This window comes from Citrobacter freundii ATCC 8090 = MTCC 1658 = NBRC 12681 (assembly GCF_011064845.1).
GTDB lineage: Bacteria > Pseudomonadota > Gammaproteobacteria > Enterobacterales > Enterobacteriaceae > Citrobacter > Citrobacter freundii.
Map to the genome: position 1 here is coordinate 40764 of NZ_CP049015.1, position 16938 is coordinate 57701.

The window sequence follows — 16938 nt, forward strand, 5'->3', positions numbered from 1 at the left end:
TTATTTTTTTAATTAAAACCATTGTTTTCGGCAGTATGGGCAAACCATTCGCCGCTCTTTTTCACCGTACGTTTTTGCGTTTCTAAATCTAACTGGACAAAACCGTAGCGGTTTTTATATCCGTTGAGCCAGGACCAGTTATCAATAAAAGTCCACATATGGTAGCCAAGACAATTACAACCTTCGCTGATGCCTTTATGTAGCCATTTAAGATGCTCAGAAACAAATTCAATGCGGTAGCTGTCGTTGATCTGGTCATGCTCAACGAAACGCTGCTCATTTTCCACACCCATACCGTTTTCAGAAATAAAGCAGCGTGGGTTGCCGTAATTATCACGAAGATTAGTAATAATATCGTAAATACCAGGCTCATAAATTTCCCAGCCACGGTAAGGGTTCATTTTACGCCCCGGCATTTCGTAATAATCAAACAGCCACTCCGGCATAAACGGCGCGTTTGGATTGACCGCAGTATCACGACATTTCACGCGACGCGGCTGATAATAATTGATACCGAGCAGGTCGATTTTCCCCTCGGCGATGAGCTGACTGTCGCCTGGCTGACAGGTTGGTAGCTGATCGTACTCTTTCAGCAATTCGACCAGATCCGCCGGATATTCCCCTTTTAGTACCGGGTCAAGGAAGCTGCGGTTAAACAGCAGATCCGCATGGTGCGCGGCTTTCACATCCGCCGGGTGCTGAGAGCGTGGATAAGAGGGTGTCAGATTTAGGATCACACCGATCTCACCGCCGTAGTTTCCGGCGCGATACGCCCGCACCGCCGTGGAATGCGCCAGTACAGTGTGATATGCCACGGTGGCCGCGCGTTTGAAATCCACCACGTTTGGGTAATGGAAGTCATACAGATAGCCGCCTTCCACCGGGACAATAGGCTCGTTAAAGGTGAACCAGTGCTTCACCCGGTTGCTGAACAATGTAAAACACGTCTGCGCGTAGCGGCCAAACGCCTCAACCACCTCACGGTTTTCCCAGCCGCCTTTCTCCTGCATCACCATTGGCATATCGAAGTGGAACAGGGTGAAAAATGGCGTAATGCCTTGCGCCAGCAGCTCGTCGATGACGTTGTTATAGAATTCGACGGCTTCCGGATTAACATCGCCGGTACCGTCCGGGATCAGGCGTGACCAGCTCAGAGACGTACGGAAGCTGTTGTGCTTCAGCTGCTTGAGCAGTGCGATGTCCTGTTTCCAGTGCTGATAAAAGGTTGAGGTGTTTGCCGGACCAACCCCCTGGTGGAAACGACCTGGCTGACGGTCGAACCACACGTCCCACGTGGTCTGGCTTTTGCCGCCGTTCAGGCTATCCCCTTCGGTTTGCAGTGCCGAGCAGGCACTGCCCCACCAGAAGTTTTCTGGAAAACGGTATCGCATTGTTATTGCTCCATTGCTATTTATACGTTCTGGCAACAATACGTGTTTTTGCGACACAGAAACCGGTTACAGTGCTCATTTTACAACAAGATGCTTATAAATCCGGGCATTCAACTTTGCCAAGTGCTTCCCAGTAGTTGTTCTGGTTATTTCTTTGTATTGCCAGAATAGCCTCGCGGATATGCTGCTGATTACGTGTATCAGACATAATCGTTTTTTCCCACACGTCATCGGATGGCGACCCCTGTGGGGTGCAAATCTTGCGTAAGTCCTTCAATACAGTATTTTTTTCATGAACGGACTGTAGAGAGCCGTAAGCCGAATCGGCCTGCGCTAAACCCGGCAGCGTGAAAAGAATGGCAATAAGCGGTAAAGCGGCTCGTTTCATGATAATAATCCTTGTTGTCGATGCGCATCATCTCAAGAGTAAGTGTAGACGGCATGCGTCTCACTCATCAGCCTGTGTTAATTTCTAAACAAATAATCAGCCAGAAGTTGTAGTTTTTCAGGAGGATAGGATGCAAATACAGATTACAGATACCATTACCGAAGACGATCAAAATGCCCTGCTTGCCGGATTGCGCGCCTACAACCGCCAGTTCCTGCGAACCACCAACTTTGGCGACCTGGCGGTGTACTGGCGCGATGAAAGCAATGAAATTCTGGGCGGGCTGATTGGCAAAATCAAAGGCGAATGGCTGTGCATTGATTTCCTGTGGATGCATGATTCGCTGCGCAAAGGCGGTTACGGCACAAAATTGATGCAGTCTGCCGAGCAGACAGCGCGTGAGAGAGGATGCCTGCATGCATTGGTGGATACCATGAGTTTCCAGGCGCTGCCGTTTTATCAGAAAAACGGCTATCAGCTGCAAATGACCCTCGATAACTTTCCGGAAACCGGCTCCGCGCGGCATTATTTGTCGAAAACGTTTTGATGACCGGAAGGTCTGGACGCCGCCTCACTTTCTTGCGCAGCAGAATAGTGTATGTTCTGAACAATCATTTATTTCTTAAGCGGTAAAGAGATGAGACGGATTGAGATAATACTGGGGGAGCTGGAACGGCTGACGCGTGGACTGAATCTTGCCCATCTGGCTCAGGAAACGGCGTTCACAGCAGAAGCTATCGGCTTTAACCTCGGACTGGCGCGCAACTCGGTCAGTAAAGATCTCAATCAGCTCTGGAACGACGGCCTGGCGATTAAAAGCCGCGGACGCCCGGTATTCTTTCTGCATCGTCAGGCGATTGAAACGCTGCTGGGGCGCAAACTCGATGAGTCCGAGCGTGAAGTGCAAACCGTTGCCGACCTGTTGCCTGTTCAGGAAAACCAGGCGACAGACGATCCCTTTTCTGGCCTGATTGGTTACGATCGCAGCCTGCGCGACGCGGTGGAAAAAGGCCGCGCGGCGGTGCTGTATCCCCACGGGCTGCACGTTCTGCTGACCGGTCCCTCCGGCGTCGGCAAAACCTTTTTTGCCGAACTGATGCACCGTTTCGCCTGCGAACGCGCAGTGGGAGCGTCGCCGCCGCTGGTTTACTTTAACTGCGCGGAATACGCCCATAACCCGGAGCTGCTTTCTTCGCACCTGTTTGGTCATCGACAGGGGGCATTTACCGGCGCAAATGAAAATAAACCCGGTCTGGTCGAGCAAGCCGACGGCGGCTATTTGCTGCTCGACGAAGTGCATCGTCTGCCGTATGAAGGTCAGGAAAAGCTATTTTCTATTCTCGACAAAGGCGAATACCGGCCACTGGGTTCCAGCGCCGTGGCGCGGTCTATTTCGGTGCGTCTGATTTGCGCCACCACCGAACCGGTAAGTTCGGCGTTGCTGCGTACCTTCCAGCGACGTATTCAGGTGTGTATCGATTTGCCCGGCATCCGCCAGCGTTCGGTGGAAGAGCAGGTTGAACTGATCGTTGGCTTCTTACAGCGTGAGAGCCGCAAAATCGAGCGTACGATAAGCATCGACCGTACCCTGCTGCTCTGGCTGCTGAACAAGCCGCTGGAAGGCAACATTGGTCAGCTTAAGAGCGACATTCAGTTTCTCTGCGCCCAGGCCTGGGCCTCGGGGATGACCGAGCACAGCGACACGCTACAACTGGATAAACGTCTGACCGAGATCCCCTTTAACGCCACGCCGGAACAACGTCTGTTGGTTGGAGCGCTGTTCGAAGGCAAAGAACACCTGAGCATCGATGCCCGCACGCTGCCTGCGCTGAAAAATTCACTGGCCACCGGAGCCGAAATTGAAGAGAGCGATCTTTTCTACAGCTTCCTGACCCGCGAATATATCAACCTGCGTAACAGCAACGTGCCGCCAGCCGAAACGCTGGCAATCCTCAAAAACAAGCTCAGTTCGATATTTGAATATGGTCTCTACAGCCGCGACAGCGTGGCGCATCCTCCGCGCTATGGCGATCAGATTGAAGAGCGAGTCACGCTGCTGATCGGCTGCGTTGAACAGGTGCTCGGTTTTACGCTGCCGGAAAATCTGGTTAACCCGCTGCGCAAACACTTCCTGGCGCTGATTGGCTATGTGCAACGCGGCCTTATTCCGCAACTTTATTCTTCCAGCCTGATCCTCGATCGCTGCAAAGATGAATACGAAAACGCTACGCTGTTATGCCGAAAAATCAATGAGCTACTGCATATTCAATGTCCGGCGACGGAGGTGGTCTGGCTGTGCCTGTTCCTCAAAGAGTGTCGCCATTACCGCCAACGGATTGACGCCAGTCCTGACTGCGGGGTGATTTTGATTGCCCACGGTGCGACGACCGCCACAAGTCAGGCGCAGTACGTGAATCGCGTGCTGGAGCGCGAGGTGTTCAGCGCTATCGATATGCCTTTTGAGCAGTCGGTGCATGACACGCTGGAAGCCCTTACGCAGATGATCCAGACCCGGCAATATCGCCGATTGATCCTGATGGTGGATATTGGCTCGCTGGTCCATTTTGGCAGTACGATCAGCAAATTATTCCAGATAGACGTTCTGCTGATGCCCAATATCACGCTCACCAGCCTGCTGGAAATCGGGCTGGATTTAAGCTACGAAACCAGTGACTTACCGCAACTGGCGGCGTTGATGCAGAGCAAAAATATTCCCTGTCAGCTGTGTACTCCGCAGCAGGAAAACAGCGGTAAAGTGCTGGTTATCTCCTGCATCACCGGGATGGGAACGGCAGAAAAAATCAAAAAGGTGCTGGAAGAGAGCTTCGGTGAGTTGATGTCGCAGGATACGCGGATGGTGATCCTCGATTACAACGAAGTTCGCAGCCTGGAGCGTGTTCAGCAGGCGATTAACGCCAGTGAACGCCTGGCGGGAATAGTGGGCACTTTCCAGCCAGGACTGCCGGATATTCCGTTTATCTCGCTCGAGGAGCTGTTCTCTGAGCAAGGCCCCGAGCTGGTACTCAGCCTGCTGACGCCAGATCTCTCCAGCAGCGAACGCCGTCTGGAGATGGAGCGCAGCGCGATGCGCTTTATCAGCGCGTTGACTATGGAGAGCATCATTAACCATATTTCGGTGCTCAACCCGCAGCGTATTCTCAAAGAGATGGAAGGCGTGCTGAATCATCTGACCACCGCGCTTTCGCTCAAACCGAGCCGTCAGGTGACACTGCGCTTCCTGATCCACTGCTGCTGTATGGTCGAGCGTATCGTGATTAACCGCAAACCGTTACAGATGGCGCTGGAGAACAAGCCGGATCTGGATAATCGCGCGTTTAGTGTCATTAAATCCGCTTTCCTGCCGATCGAAGAGGCCTATGCCATTCGCTTATCGGACGCGGAATATTTTTATATCTACGAACTGCTGTATAGCTAATCCCTTTACTGGCGCGGCTTTCTGCCTCGCCAGCGCTCCTCTCTTCCCCGCGTGACACAAATTCTGGCACAGCCTTTGCTCTTACTTTGATGAGTTTGCCGGATGGCGGCATAAAACGCCTTATCCGGCCTACAAAGCACTTGCCGTGGCCTGATAAGCGAAGCGCCATCAGGCATTGCAAGTCTCATGTAATCGAGCCAGGAGGCCATTTTGACTACCACTGAATCTTTGCCCCAGATCCTGCTGCTGACCCATGGCGGCTGGGGGCAACAGCTTTGCAACAGCCTGCGCATGGTGATGGGTGAAATCAAAGGCGTGACGGAAATTGCGCTGATGCCCGTTGATACGCTCGGCGAGTTTTATCAGCGCGTTGAAGCCGTAGTGAAAACCATGCCGGAAGGCTCACTGATCCTGACTGATTTTATTGGCGGCACCACCTCCAACGTGGCGGCGCGGCTGAGCGCCGATTACCCGGTGGCTGTTATTTCCGGGCTCAACGCCTCTTTGCTGCTGGAGGCGCTCGACAAACGCGAGCATGGCCGGTTGACCACCTGCGTGGCTGAACTGGTCGACGCCGGGCGTAGCAGTTGCCTGGACGTTGTCGCCCACGTGCGTCAATTACAACAATCACAATAAGGAATAAACATCATGGCAAACATCGTCTTATGTCGTATCGATAGCCGTCTGATTCATGGACAAGTGGTGACCAAATGGGTTGGGCAATCTCAGGCAAACCGGATTGCGGTGGTTAGCGATGAGCTGGATGCCGATCCGTTTATGAAAAACATCTACCTGATGGCCGCGCCGCCAAACATCAAAGTGGATTGTTTCGGTAACCAAAGTTTTGCGGCCGCCTGGAAAGAAAACCAGCTTGGTGACGGCAAAGTGCTGGTGCTGTTCCCTTCTCTGGCGGCGGTTCAGGAAGCGGTCCAGTTGGGGTTTGACGTCACTACCATTCAGGTCGGTGGGCTGGGCGGTGGGCCAAACCGCAAAGCGGTATTCCAGAACATTACGCTGGATGAAAAAGACGTCGGCATTCTGAGCGACCTGAAAAATCGTGGGATTCAGGTGTTCTTCCAGACTATCCCGGAAGATAAGCCTCAGTCGCTGGACGATATCCTGAAAAAATTCTAATTCTTTGATAACAGGGTACTTAACTATGGATACTTTAGTCTTTGCAAGCCTGATGGGGTTGTATTACTGGTTTGCCCGATTACGCCTTGGCTACACCTTCTCCGCTATGCTGCTGCAACCGGTAGTGATTGCCGTATTCGTTGGCTTGCTGTTAGGCAACATGGAAACGGCGATGATCATCGGTGCCGGTATGCAGCTGGTTTATCTCGGCGTGACCTCTACGCCAGGCGGTAACGTCCCGTCGGATCCTGCGCTGGCCGCCTGTATTTCAATTCCTATCGCTGTGAAGGCCGGAATGGACCCGAACCTGGCTATCGCGCTGGCGATCCCGTTTGGCGTCATCGGCGTGTTCCTCGACCAGTTGCGCCGCACGTTAAACGCAGCGTGGGTACATATGGCCGACAAGCATGCGGAAACGGCCAACATGGCGGGCATTATGCGCTGTGCATTCCTCTACCCGGCGTTGCTTGGCCTTGTACTGCGTTTCCCGGTGGTTTTCGCCGCCAACTATTTTGGTCAGGACGTGGTGGAAAGCTTCCTCAAGCTGATGCCGCACTGGCTGACGCACTCCTTTGAAATTATGGGCGGCATTCTGCCAGCGTTGGGCTTCGCCATTACCATTATGGTGATCGGTAAAAAGAGCCTTCTGCCGTGGTTTATCGGCGGTTTCTTTGCGGTGCTGTACCTGAAGGTAGACATCATGGCGATGGCAATCTTTGGTACCTGCGTGGCTTTCCTGATTAAAGGTCTGGCAAAAAATGAAGGAGCAGCATGATGAGCAGCGACGTAATGCAACATGAACTGGTGGAGCGTGCGCGTGAAAGCGGCACGCTGACCAAAGCCGATATCACCAAAGCCTGGTTTATCTACTGGCTGGGTGCAGAAGTTTCCAGCTCCTATGAGCGTTTGCAGAGCCTGATTTTCTGCGCCTCGATGACGCCGATCATCAAAAAGCTCTACCCGCAAAAAGAGGAACAGGTAGAAGCGCTGAAACGCCATCTGAACTTCTTCAACTCAGAGCAGACGTTCGGGGCGGTGATTCAGGGGATCTCCATTGCGATGGAGGAACAGAAAACCCGCGGCGAGCCGATCAGCGATGCTTCAATTACCGGGATTAAAACCGGGCTAATGGGACCGCTGGCCGGGATGGGGGACTCGATCATCTGGGCCGCCGTGATGCCGCTGTTAATTGCTATTTTTATCCCATTCGCGGCAAATGGCAGCGCGATGGGCGGAATTGTACCGTTAATCCTCTACCCGGCCATTACGTTGGCAATCAGCTACGGTATGGTGCACAAAGGCTATACGCTGGGACGTGACTCGATAATTGGTCTGCTGCAGGGAGGGCGAATAAAGGAACTGATCTACGGCGCGAACGTGCTGGGCCTGATCATGATGGGTGCGCTTTCTGCGAGCTACGTCAAGATCACCACGCCGTTAAAACTCAGCGCCCTGAAAGGCTCTGAAGTGGTGGTTCAGCAAATCCTCGACTCTATTGCCCCCGGTCTGTTGCCGCTGGCGGCGGTGTTCGCCATTTATTTCTATCTGGTGAAGAAAGGGCCGCGTTACACCACGATTTTGCTATCGATTGTTGCGCTCAGCGTGGTCTGCTCGCTACTGGGAGTGCTGTAAGCCATGACACAGAATATCTACCAACAATTGGGGCTAAAACAGGTGATTAACGCCTGCGGCAAGATGACGATTTTGGGCGTTTCCAGCGTCGCGCCGGAAGTGATGCAAGCCACCGCGCGGGCAGCTTCGGCCTTTGTTGAAATTGACCGGCTGGTGGACCGTACCGGTCAATTGGTTTCCCGCTACACCGGCGCGGAGGACAGCTATGTTACTTCGTGCGCCTCGGCGGGTATTGCGATTGCCGTTGCCGCCGCCATTACCCGCGGTGACCAGGCTAGTGTCACGCTGATGCCGGACAGCGCGGGTATGGCCAATGAAGTGGTCATGCTGCGCGGGCATAACGTTGACTACGGTGCGCCCATCACCAGCGCGATCCGCTTAGGCGGCGGACGCGTGGTGGAGGTTGGCTCAAGTAATCTGGCGGCCCGCTGGCAGCTGGAGAGCGCGATTACCGATAACACCGCCGCGCTGCTGTACGTGAAATCGCACCACTGCGTGCAGAAAGGCATGTTGAGCATTGCAGACTTCGTACAGGTGGCGCAGGTTCATAACCTGCCGCTGATTGTCGATGCCGCCGCCGAGGAAGACTTACACGCCTGGGTGGCGAGCGGGGCGGATATGGTGGTCTACAGCGGGGCAAAAGCCTTTAACGCACCGACCTCCGGGTTTATCACCGGGAAGAAACAGTGGATTGCCGCGTGTAAAGCGCAGCATCACGGAATTGCCCGGGCGATGAAGATCGGCAAAGAGAATATGGTCGGGCTGGTGTATGCCCTGGAAAACTATCATCAGGGGCAAACTGTGGTCACCGCTGAAGAACTGCAACCTGTGGCGCAGGCGATTTCAGCGATTCGCGGACTGGATGCGGATATTGAGCAGGACGAAGCCGGGCGCGCCATCTGGCGGATTCGTATTCGGGTGAATGCACAAGAGCTGGGGATGGATGCTTACGCCGTAGAAGCGCAGCTGCGAGAGGGTGATATCGCGATTTACGCTCGCCGTTACAACCTTCATCAAGGCGTCTTTAGTCTTGACCCGCGTACGGTTGCAGAAGGGGAAATGGCACTGATCGTGGCCCGACTAAAGGAGATTGCAGACCATGCAGCACATTAATTTTTATCGCAATAAAGTGGCTATTAACGTGCTGGCGAAGGATATCGCCAACGCCCGGGAAATCTATGACGCTGCCGAAGGTCACGCGGTGATCGGCATTCTTTCGGCGCAGTTCTCCTCGGTTGAGGAAGGGGTTAAGGAAGTAAAACGCTGGATGGTCGACGTGCCGTCGATTTCCGTGGGGCTGGGGGCGGGCGACCCGGCGCAGTATTACAAAGCGGCGATGATTGCCTCACAGGTCCATCCGGCACACGTCAACCAGACCTTTACCGGTTGTGGGTTTGCGGCAGGGGCGCTGGCGGCAACGGGCGGTGAACAGACCCATATCAACGCGTTAGTCAGTCCCACGGGCATGCCGGGGGAAGTGTTGATCTCCACTGGCGTCAGCAGCAGCCAGGGCACGCCAGCCCACGTTTCCTGTGATGCAGCGGTACGTATGATGCTGGACTCTGGCGCGCATGCGGCGAAGTTCTTCCCAATGGGCGGTGAGCAGTCCCTGCCTGAGTTGTACGCACTGGCGACGACAGCGGCGCGCAACGGCATGACGTTGATTGAGCCGACCGGCGGTATCGATCTCGATAACTTCGGCATTATCCTGCAATCCTGTCTGGAAGCAGGAGTACCGCGCGTCATGCCGCATGTTTACAGCTCGATTATCGACCCTCAGACCGGTAATACCCGACCTGAAGATGTCGCCAGGTTAATGGAGATAGTCAAAGCCCTGGTGTGATGTTGCTATCGCCGGATGGCACACAAAAAATGCCCGGTAAGCGTTAGGTGCCACCGGGCATTTTTGCGAACACCCTTCCCTGAAAATGAATATATTGCACCAGCATGTATTTATCCTCGAAAGCGCCTCGCAGAGAGATAATTTCCCTGATGTCGTCTGTGCCACTGGCGAGTAATGTCCCGTCATCTTGTTCTTCCGGTGACGGACCGCCATGCAAAAACCAACAACATCTACACCGCATGATGCGGTGTTTAAAAAATTCTTAGGTCATCCAGATACGGCGCGGGATTTTCTTGATACCTATCTTCCTGCGTCATTACATGAGCTTTGCGATCTGGATACACTGAAACTGGAACCCGGGAGTTTTATTGAGGAGGATCTGCGTGCCAGTTATTCCGATGTTCTGTGGTCGCTAAAAACTAGAACCGGTAAAGGCTATATCTACGCGTTGATTGAACACCAAAGCTCGCCAGATGCTCATATGGCATTCAGGATGATGCGTTATGCCATTGCTACGATGCAGAAGCATCTTGATGCAGGACACAAAACGCTGCCGCTGGTGGTGCCGATACTTTTTTATCATGGCGTTGACAGCCCGTATCCATACTCGCTGTGTTGGCTGGATGAATTTGACGATCCAGAAACCGCACGGCAGCTTTATGGTTCTGCCTTCCCGCTGGTAGACATCACGGCGGTGTCTGATGATGAGATTATGCAGCATCGGCAGATGGCGCTACTTGAGCTTGTCCAGAAGCATATACGTGAACGTGACCTGATGGTGCTGGTGGATAACCTGGTTGCTCTGCTGGTTAAGGGATACGCTAATGACAGCCAGGTAGAAACGCTATTTAATTATCTGATGCAGTCTGGCAGCGCACCGCGTTTCGAGGCGTTTATTCGCGAGGTGGCTTTACGCGTTCCCCAACACAAGGAGAGATTAATGACTATTGCAGAATGTTTACGCGAGTCGGGGCGAAGAAGGGGTTTATTAGAGGGTAAACTCGAAGGTAAACAAGACGAAGCGTTGCGGATAGCCCATGCCATGCTGGAGAAGGGTATTGATCGTGAACTGGTGCTGATTATTACCGGACTTTCGTTGGACGAACTGGCGGCACATTCAGACTAATCCTTCTCTTTCCCTGTTATGCCTTTTTCTTCTTGCTGATGCTTTTTCGTTTTTTAAACCGCAGCGACCTTGCCGCTATAGTCATTTCATTACTCATCAGGCGGTTATTGCAAAAGGATAGAACGTGAAGCTGAAGATACCTTTTTTTGGGGCCGGGGCGGCGGTATTACTGGCGGGGTTATTGCTGGCAGGATGCGATCAACAGAGCAGTGATGCAAAGCATATCAAAGTGGGTGTGATTAACGGTGCCGAGCAGGATGTGGCGGAGGTCGCGAAGAAAGTGGCCAAAGAGAAGTACGGCCTCGATGTTGAACTGGTGGGTTTTAGCGGTTCTCTGCTGCCCAACGATGCCACTAATCATGGTGAGCTGGATGCCAACGTCTTCCAGCATCGTCCGTTCCTCGAACAAGATAATAAAGCACACGACTATAAGCTGGTTGCGGTGGGCAATACCTTTGTGTTCCCGATGGCAGGGTATTCGAAGAAAATCAAAACCGTCGCTGAACTAAAAGACGGTGCAACGATTGCGATACCTAACGATCCAACCAACCTCGGGCGGGCGCTGTTGCTGCTGCAAAAAGAGAAGTTAATTACGCTGAAAGCGGATACCGGCTTGCTGCCAACAGCGTTGGATATCACTGATAATCCGCGGCATCTGAAAATTATGGAACTGGAAGGCGCGCAGTTGCCGCGCGTATTGGACGATCAGAAAGTGGATGTAGCGATTATCAGTACCACCTACATCCAGCAAACTGGTCTTTCCCCGGTACATGACAGCGTATTTATCGAAGACAAAAACTCACCGTACGTGAACATCCTGGTGGCGCGAGAAGACAACAAAGATGCCGAGAATGTGAAAGAATTCCTGCAATCTTATCAGTCACCGGAAGTGGCAAAGGCGGCAGAAACTATCTTTAACGGCGGCGCGGTTCCGGGTTGGTAATCGTGACCCGTTGCCGCGCCGGTTGGGGTTAAACCGTTCTGGCGCGGCGACGTGAGTCCATTGAGATCAGCACTACCGATGAGAGGATTAAAAGCGTGCCCAGCCAGTCTGGCAGGGTAAAGGTAATACCTAACAACAGTAGTGACAGCAACGCGCTGCTCAACGGTTCTGCGCAGCTTAAAATGCTCGCTTTCGGTCCGCCAATCATCTGCGCGCCTTTCAGGTACAGGCTAAACGTCAGCGACGTGCCGATGACCACCAGATAGAAAAACGCCAGAATCAAACTGCCATTCACCACGAAATTAGTGCCCTGTCCGGCATAAAACGGCAGCAGGATCATGCCGCCGATTAACATACTCCAGCCGACGACCGGCAGCGTGCCGTAGCGCGCGATAAGCGTTGAGGGGTAGGTGGTGTAGAACGCGGCGGCAAACGCCGAGGCAATTCCCCAGAACAGCGCGGCAGGTGAGATAGACAGCGACGTTGGGTTACCGTGGGTGACCAGTAAGAAGGTGCCGATGAGCGAGGTGAAGATTGCGGTCAGCACTAAAATCCCCGGTCGTGCTTTGCGCACCACGGAAAACCACGCCACGATAATGGTCGGTGACAAAAATTGAAGCACCGTCGCGGTGGCGGCGTTGGATTTTTCAATGGTCAGCAGAAAGGTGAGCTGTACGGTGAGCGCTCCAACTACGGAAAAAATCAGCAGGCTGATGGCGTCTTTGCGGTTTTTGATAATGGAGAACACTTTGTCGCCGTGAACGAAAGAGAGCATCAGCAGAATCAGCCCGGCGAAAATCAGACGTGTCATGGTCAGAAACTGCGACGACATCTGACTTTGCTCCATGATGTACTGCGCGCAAACGCCTGAACTTCCCCACAATACGGCGGCAATCAGGACGTTCATCATCCCTCTTCTGGTGGAACTCATCTTTCCCTCGGCATGTTGTTTTGTTTTATTTGTGTGCAGGCATCATAGCAGAGATAGCGAAGCGAGTGAGACATGACTGGTGTAGCCCCCCACGCGGCAGGGGGCTTCGGTAGTTATTTTATGGCGCAATCGGCGTCAGATAATCCAGCCGTAGCGGTTCGGCTAGCAGATCGTTCATTTGTAGAATGAACGCCTGGAAATGTGGCAGAGCGATATGCTCGTCCAGACCGGCCTGACCGTGCCAGGATTCGCGCACGTAAAACACATCCGGCGTGTCGCGTAACTGGAACAGGGCATATTCAATATTGCCCGGCTCCCGGCGAGTAGGCAGTAACAGAGCCTGCAGTGCCTGTTTCAGTGCATCGATTTTCCCTGGTTTGGCTTTCAGTACCGCAATAATTGAAATCACTTCTGAATCTGACATGTTAAAACCCCTCCAGCACAATCTTGCCGACCGAACGACCGGTTTCAATTTGCGCGTGGGCTTTTTGCAGATTTGCCGCGGTGATCGCGCCAAAATGTTCGCCCAGCGTGGTGCGGATGGTGTTGCTGTCGATCAGCTGTGCCACGCGGGTCAGTAACTGATGCTGCGCAATGATGTCGTGGGTGGTAAACATCGAACGGGTAAACATAAACTCCCAGTGCAGCGAAATGCTTTTGGCCTTCAGCGGACGCGCATCGAGAGTGTGCGGATCGTCAATCAACGCCAGTTTTCCCTGCGGTGCCAGGGCGGCAATAATTTGCGAATAGTGCTGCTCGGTATTGTTCAGGCTGGCAACGTGCGTCACCTCTTTAATGCCTATCCGTGCCAGCTCTTCCGTCAACGGCTTGCTGTGGTCAATCACATGATGAGCGCCCGCTTCACGAACCCATTTCTGGCTCTGCGGACGTGATGCCGTACCGATGACGGTCATTTTGGTCAGCTTACTGGCCAGTTGCGTCAGAATAGAACCGACGCCGCCAGCCGCGCCAACGATCAATAACACATCATCTTCATTGCTATTTTCCTCAACGCCCAGACGGTCGAACAGCATTTCCCAGGCGGTGATGGCGGTCAGCGGCAGCGCCGCAGCAGAAGCATTATCCAGTGTTTTTGGCTTCAGCGCGGTAATACGTTCATCAACCAGCTGAAATTCACTGTTACTGCCAGTGCGGCCCAGCGCTCCGGCATACCAGACTTCATCGCCAGGTGTGAACAGGGTGACGGCTTCACCCACGGACTTCACCACGCCAACGGCGTCCCAGCCCAGAACGCGCGGCACATCGGCGTTAAAACCTTCGCGAACCTTGGTATCAACGGGATTGACGGAAATGGCTTTCACTTCAACCAGCAGATCGTGCCCGGTAGCGACTGGCATGGGCAGGTCAATCTCTTGTAAAAATTCAATGTTATTGCCGTCGGTCGCGGCGCGGGTAATAGCGATGGCTTTCATGGTCTCTCCGGTCACAGGAATCAGTTGAATAATTCGATGGTAAACCGGTAGCAGAACGGGAAAAATAGCCCTACGGCGACAGGACTTATACTCGGGGAGTGAAAATGTTCCGGCTTGAAGATCTCACGTTGTTTGTCCGCGCCGCGGCGCTGAATAGTTTTAGCGATGCTGCGCGCGAAGTCGGCGTTCAGCCTGCTCAGGTCAGTTCAGCTATCAAGCGACTGGAGTCTACGTTGGCTATCCGCTTGTTCGCCCGCTCCACGCGCAGCCTACGCCTGACGCCGGAGGGCGAGGTCTGGCTACCCTATGCCCGCCAGATGCTGGACGTGATGCATGCCGGGCTGCAAAAAATTCAGACCCCAGAAGATGAAGTTTCTGGCACGCTGCAAATCGCCGTGCCTTCCGATCTTGGCCGTAACCTGCTGCTGCCGGTCTTTCAGTCGTTTCGACGCCGCTATCCCGCGCTGCGCCTGCGGATTTTTTTCTCTGATCAGGTGACGGATGTCTTTAAAGACCCCGTCGATGTTGCGTTTCGCTATGGCAATACCGAAGACGCGTCTTACATTGCGCTGCCCGTTGCACCGAGTAACCGACGTGTGCTGGTGGCATCACCGGAATGGGTTACACAAAACGGCGCGCCGCAAACCCCGGATGATTTAACACAGCTCAACGCCATGACCTTCGTATTACGCGGCCGTCTGCACGATCGCTGGACGTTTACGCGCAACGGCGAGGTCAGTAGTGTGCAGGTTAACGGCACCATTATGAGCGACGATGCGGAAGTGATCCGACGGCTGGCAATTGCCGGGGAAGGTGTGGCGTACAAGTCGTGGCTGGATGTCAGCGAAGATGTGCGTGACGGTCGATTACAACTGCTGATGCCGGATTATCAGGGGGAGAAAGTCCCGCTGAATATGATTTGCCCCCATCGGAAGCAGCTTTCAAGAGCAGTCCGTCTGCTGCACGACGCAGTGAAGGCGCGGTGTGAAATGCTGGCGCAAAGCTAATAAGCGTTTTACGCCAGAATACTATCGCGTCGTTACTCAGTCTTTTTTCGCAGCGTTTGCAAAGAAGATATCAGACTGAATGTCTTTGGTGCGGATGGTAAATAGCTGATTAGTCAGATCTTCCGTCAGCTTCTCGGCGTCGGCCATGATGCGCAGGTTGAAGTCATTCAGCATCTTATCGGCGGCTGGTTTATCAGTTTTCGCCATCTTCAGATACTCTGCTTCAACCTCTTTTTGCTCCTTGGCCACTTTGTCTTCCCACGCTTTGTAGGCTTTTTTGACGATTGGCGCGAGCTTCGGATAATCGGTCATCGTCAGCGTTTGTAATTTACGATATTTCCAGTAGATAGACTGATCGTCCGCTTTATCGGTACCCATCGTATAGTTAGCCGGATACGCTTTCAGGCCGCTGTAGTACGGAACAAAGGCGGTGAGGTCGGCCATGCCCAAACCAATGTAGGTCGTTTCACCGATCTCTTTTGGCAACCACGGACGGACCTGCATAACATGCGCTTCATAGGTGCGGAAGACGCTGACCGGACGCCATGGCTCTTTGCCGTTCAGACCGTTGGTGTAGGGGTCATGGCTGGTGCCTTCATAATGGTTACGCAGTACGGCCTTCACATCGTCCAGTGTCATTTTCTTCTCTGGCGTCATGAAGACCGGGAATTCACGTCCTTTGGCCATATCCTGGTTTACGGAAGGATTGAACTCTTTCTGGATGGTCCAAACGCGAGGGTCGTTATACGTGCGGTCACGCTCATCATCACGGGTATAGGCTTTGGAGAAGTTGAATTTGCCATCTTTGGCCGGTTCGTACAGACCCTTTTCGGTCGCAAATTGAATCAGGTTTTTTGACGCCATCATGTCCGGGTTTTTCGGATCGTAATCCTGTAAGCGGCCCTGGTTACCGGTGGCAAAATACTGGTTATTTGGCAGACGCTGCGCCATCCACTGATGGCCGCTGCCGGTTTCCAGATACCAGATCTCGTTATCGTCGACGACGGCAACGCCAAAGCCTTCGCCTGCGCCGACGGTCTCAACGATATGGCCCAGTAGCGCCACGGCTTCACGCGCGGTTTTACTCTGCGACAGCAGAATATCCGGAATATCGTCTTCGGTGATCCCTTTATCCTCAACGTACGGGTCGGCGGCCAGCGCTTTTGGTGAGGCAAAAATAGATTCTGTGCCGCTCACGCCAACGCCCAGCTCGTTAAATCCGGTCGCGCCGTGCAGTTGGGTTTTCCAGTTTGGAACAGTGGTATAACGCAGCGAGTTTTTGGGTAGCGGCCAGGTAAAGTCATTCGCACCGTTATGTGCTTTGGTGCTGTATACCCCGGTCTGATTCTGTTTTGCCGGGTGAATGACAAAATGTTGCGCTTTCAGGGCATCGCTGTCAGCGCTACGGGCAACCAGCATCGAGCCGTCCGCTGATGCTTCGTTACCGACCAGCAGGGTCGTACAAGCAAAACCTGATGAAACAACGGCCAAATTTATAGAAAGTGCAATCAGGCACTTTTTAAAAGTAAACATTACGTATCCCTCATATGTACGCCAAAAATACACCGGAAACATACCGTTTCCTGAAATGCGATAACGCCTGAACCTTCAGACATTGCTCGCGAGAGAGATAAACGCCCCTGCCCACGCCTTCTCCAAATATCCATCCGTAGA

Annotated in this window: 17 protein-coding genes; 11 read left to right on the forward strand and 6 right to left on the reverse strand. The window is 53.3% G+C overall.

Annotated elements, in window-relative coordinates:
• Positions 1-8 precede the first annotated feature (8 nt).
• Complete coding sequence (locus G4551_RS00195) at positions 9-1391, reverse strand: glycoside hydrolase family 1 protein (protein WP_003840664.1); 1383 nt, start codon at positions 1389-1391, stop codon at positions 9-11.
• A 94-nt stretch (positions 1392-1485) separates the two neighbouring features.
• Complete coding sequence (locus G4551_RS00200) at positions 1486-1779, reverse strand: YicS family protein (protein WP_003840665.1); 294 nt, start codon at positions 1777-1779, stop codon at positions 1486-1488.
• Positions 1780-1909: 130 nt separating this feature from the next.
• On the opposite strand from G4551_RS00200, the gene G4551_RS00205 reads away from it, so the two are divergent.
• The 10 genes from G4551_RS00205 (at position 1910) to nlpA (ending at position 11893) form a co-directional block, all read left to right on the forward strand.
• Positions 1910-2326: a GNAT family N-acetyltransferase gene (locus tag G4551_RS00205; protein ID WP_003840667.1), complete on the forward strand. Its 417-nt coding sequence runs from the start codon at positions 1910-1912 to the stop codon at positions 2324-2326.
• A gap of 90 nt (positions 2327-2416) precedes the next feature.
• A complete protein-coding gene (gene dagR, locus G4551_RS00210; RefSeq protein WP_003840669.1) occupies positions 2417-5215 on the forward strand; it encodes a transcriptional regulator DagR in 2799 nt (932 codons plus the stop codon).
• A gap of 210 nt (positions 5216-5425) precedes the next feature.
• Positions 5426-5851: a PTS sugar transporter subunit IIA gene (locus tag G4551_RS00215; protein WP_003840671.1), complete on the forward strand. Its 426-nt coding sequence runs from the start codon at positions 5426-5428 to the stop codon at positions 5849-5851.
• A gap of 12 nt (positions 5852-5863) precedes the next feature.
• Positions 5864-6349 carry a PTS system mannose/fructose/N-acetylgalactosamine-transporter subunit IIB gene (locus G4551_RS00220; protein ID WP_003023959.1) on the forward strand — a complete coding sequence of 162 codons (486 nt, stop codon included), beginning with the start codon at positions 5864-5866 and terminating at the stop codon, positions 6347-6349.
• A gap of 25 nt (positions 6350-6374) precedes the next feature.
• A complete protein-coding gene (locus G4551_RS00225; RefSeq protein WP_003023960.1) occupies positions 6375-7124 on the forward strand; it encodes a PTS mannose/fructose/sorbose/N-acetylgalactosamine transporter subunit IIC in 750 nt (249 codons plus the stop codon).
• Positions 7121-7981: a PTS system mannose/fructose/sorbose family transporter subunit IID gene (locus tag G4551_RS00230; protein ID WP_005121522.1), complete on the forward strand. Its 861-nt coding sequence runs from the start codon at positions 7121-7123 to the stop codon at positions 7979-7981. The genes G4551_RS00225 and G4551_RS00230 overlap by 4 nt, the downstream gene beginning before the upstream one ends.
• Before the next feature lie 3 nt (positions 7982-7984).
• Positions 7985-9094 (forward strand): D-glucosaminate-6-phosphate ammonia lyase, encoded by a 1110-nt coding sequence (gene dgaE, locus G4551_RS00235; RefSeq protein WP_003840673.1) that lies wholly within the window; start codon positions 7985-7987, stop codon positions 9092-9094.
• A complete protein-coding gene (gene dagF, locus G4551_RS00240) occupies positions 9081-9824 on the forward strand; it encodes a 2-dehydro-3-deoxy-phosphogluconate aldolase (protein ID WP_003840674.1) in 744 nt (247 codons plus the stop codon). The genes dgaE and dagF overlap by 14 nt, the downstream gene beginning before the upstream one ends.
• A gap of 211 nt (positions 9825-10035) precedes the next feature.
• On the forward strand, positions 10036-10950 hold the full coding sequence (locus G4551_RS00245) for an Rpn family recombination-promoting nuclease/putative transposase (protein WP_003840677.1): 915 nt from the start codon (positions 10036-10038) through the stop codon (positions 10948-10950).
• A 124-nt stretch (positions 10951-11074) separates the two neighbouring features.
• The gene (nlpA, locus tag G4551_RS00250; protein ID WP_003840678.1) at positions 11075-11893 is read left to right on the forward strand and encodes a lipoprotein NlpA; all 819 of its coding nucleotides are present in this window, start codon (positions 11075-11077) and stop codon (positions 11891-11893) included.
• A 28-nt stretch (positions 11894-11921) separates the two neighbouring features.
• Here the strand turns inward: nlpA and G4551_RS00255 are convergent, their stop codons facing one another.
• The 3 genes from G4551_RS00255 to G4551_RS00265 all read right to left on the reverse strand — a co-directional run bounded on the left by G4551_RS00255 (position 11922) and on the right by G4551_RS00265 (position 14257).
• Positions 11922-12824, reverse strand: coding sequence for a carboxylate/amino acid/amine transporter (locus G4551_RS00255; protein WP_003840681.1), 903 nt, complete (start codon positions 12822-12824; stop codon positions 11922-11924).
• Positions 12825-12942: 118 nt separating this feature from the next.
• Positions 12943-13248 (reverse strand): putative quinol monooxygenase, encoded by a 306-nt coding sequence (locus G4551_RS00260; protein ID WP_003023975.1) that lies wholly within the window; start codon positions 13246-13248, stop codon positions 12943-12945.
• Position 13249: 1 nt separating this feature from the next.
• Positions 13250-14257, reverse strand: coding sequence for a zinc-binding alcohol dehydrogenase family protein (locus G4551_RS00265; RefSeq protein ID WP_003840683.1), 1008 nt, complete (start codon positions 14255-14257; stop codon positions 13250-13252).
• Positions 14258-14361: 104 nt separating this feature from the next.
• Here G4551_RS00265 and G4551_RS00270 point away from each other — a divergent pair, with 104 nt between their 5' ends.
• On the forward strand, positions 14362-15264 hold the full coding sequence (locus G4551_RS00270; RefSeq protein ID WP_003840685.1) for a LysR family transcriptional regulator: 903 nt from the start codon (positions 14362-14364) through the stop codon (positions 15262-15264).
• A 36-nt stretch (positions 15265-15300) separates the two neighbouring features.
• On the opposite strand, the gene G4551_RS00275 is transcribed toward G4551_RS00270, so the two are convergent.
• The gene (locus G4551_RS00275; RefSeq protein WP_005121531.1) at positions 15301-16797 is read right to left on the reverse strand and encodes a C69 family dipeptidase; all 1497 of its coding nucleotides are present in this window, start codon (positions 16795-16797) and stop codon (positions 15301-15303) included.
• Positions 16798-16938 lie beyond the last annotated feature (141 nt).

Bases quoted from the DNA above. Each gene is read 5' to 3' on its own strand.
- G4551_RS00195 (WP_003840664.1), bottom strand. From the start codon at position 1,391: ATGCGATACCGTTTTCCAGAAAACTTCTGGTGGGGCAGTGCCTGCTCG.
- G4551_RS00200 (WP_003840665.1), bottom strand. From the start codon at position 1,779: ATGAAACGAGCCGCTTTACCGCTTATTGCCATTCTTTTCACGCTGCCG.
- G4551_RS00205 (WP_003840667.1), top strand. From the start codon at position 1,910: ATGCAAATACAGATTACAGATACCATTACCGAAGACGATCAAAATGCC.
- dagR (WP_003840669.1), top strand. From the start codon at position 2,417: ATGAGACGGATTGAGATAATACTGGGGGAGCTGGAACGGCTGACGCGT.
- G4551_RS00220 (WP_003023959.1), top strand. From the start codon at position 5,864: ATGGCAAACATCGTCTTATGTCGTATCGATAGCCGTCTGATTCATGGA.
- G4551_RS00225 (WP_003023960.1), top strand. From the start codon at position 6,375: ATGGATACTTTAGTCTTTGCAAGCCTGATGGGGTTGTATTACTGGTTT.
- G4551_RS00230 (WP_005121522.1), top strand. From the start codon at position 7,121: ATGATGAGCAGCGACGTAATGCAACATGAACTGGTGGAGCGTGCGCGT.
- dgaE (WP_003840673.1), top strand. From the start codon at position 7,985: ATGACACAGAATATCTACCAACAATTGGGGCTAAAACAGGTGATTAAC.
- dagF (WP_003840674.1), top strand. From the start codon at position 9,081: ATGCAGCACATTAATTTTTATCGCAATAAAGTGGCTATTAACGTGCTG.
- G4551_RS00245 (WP_003840677.1), top strand. From the start codon at position 10,036: ATGCAAAAACCAACAACATCTACACCGCATGATGCGGTGTTTAAAAAA.
- G4551_RS00255 (WP_003840681.1), bottom strand. From the start codon at position 12,824: ATGAGTTCCACCAGAAGAGGGATGATGAACGTCCTGATTGCCGCCGTA.
- G4551_RS00260 (WP_003023975.1), bottom strand. From the start codon at position 13,248: ATGTCAGATTCAGAAGTGATTTCAATTATTGCGGTACTGAAAGCCAAA.
- G4551_RS00265 (WP_003840683.1), bottom strand. From the start codon at position 14,257: ATGAAAGCCATCGCTATTACCCGCGCCGCGACCGACGGCAATAACATT.
- G4551_RS00270 (WP_003840685.1), top strand. From the start codon at position 14,362: ATGTTCCGGCTTGAAGATCTCACGTTGTTTGTCCGCGCCGCGGCGCTG.
- G4551_RS00275 (WP_005121531.1), bottom strand. From the start codon at position 16,797: ATGTTTACTTTTAAAAAGTGCCTGATTGCACTTTCTATAAATTTGGCC.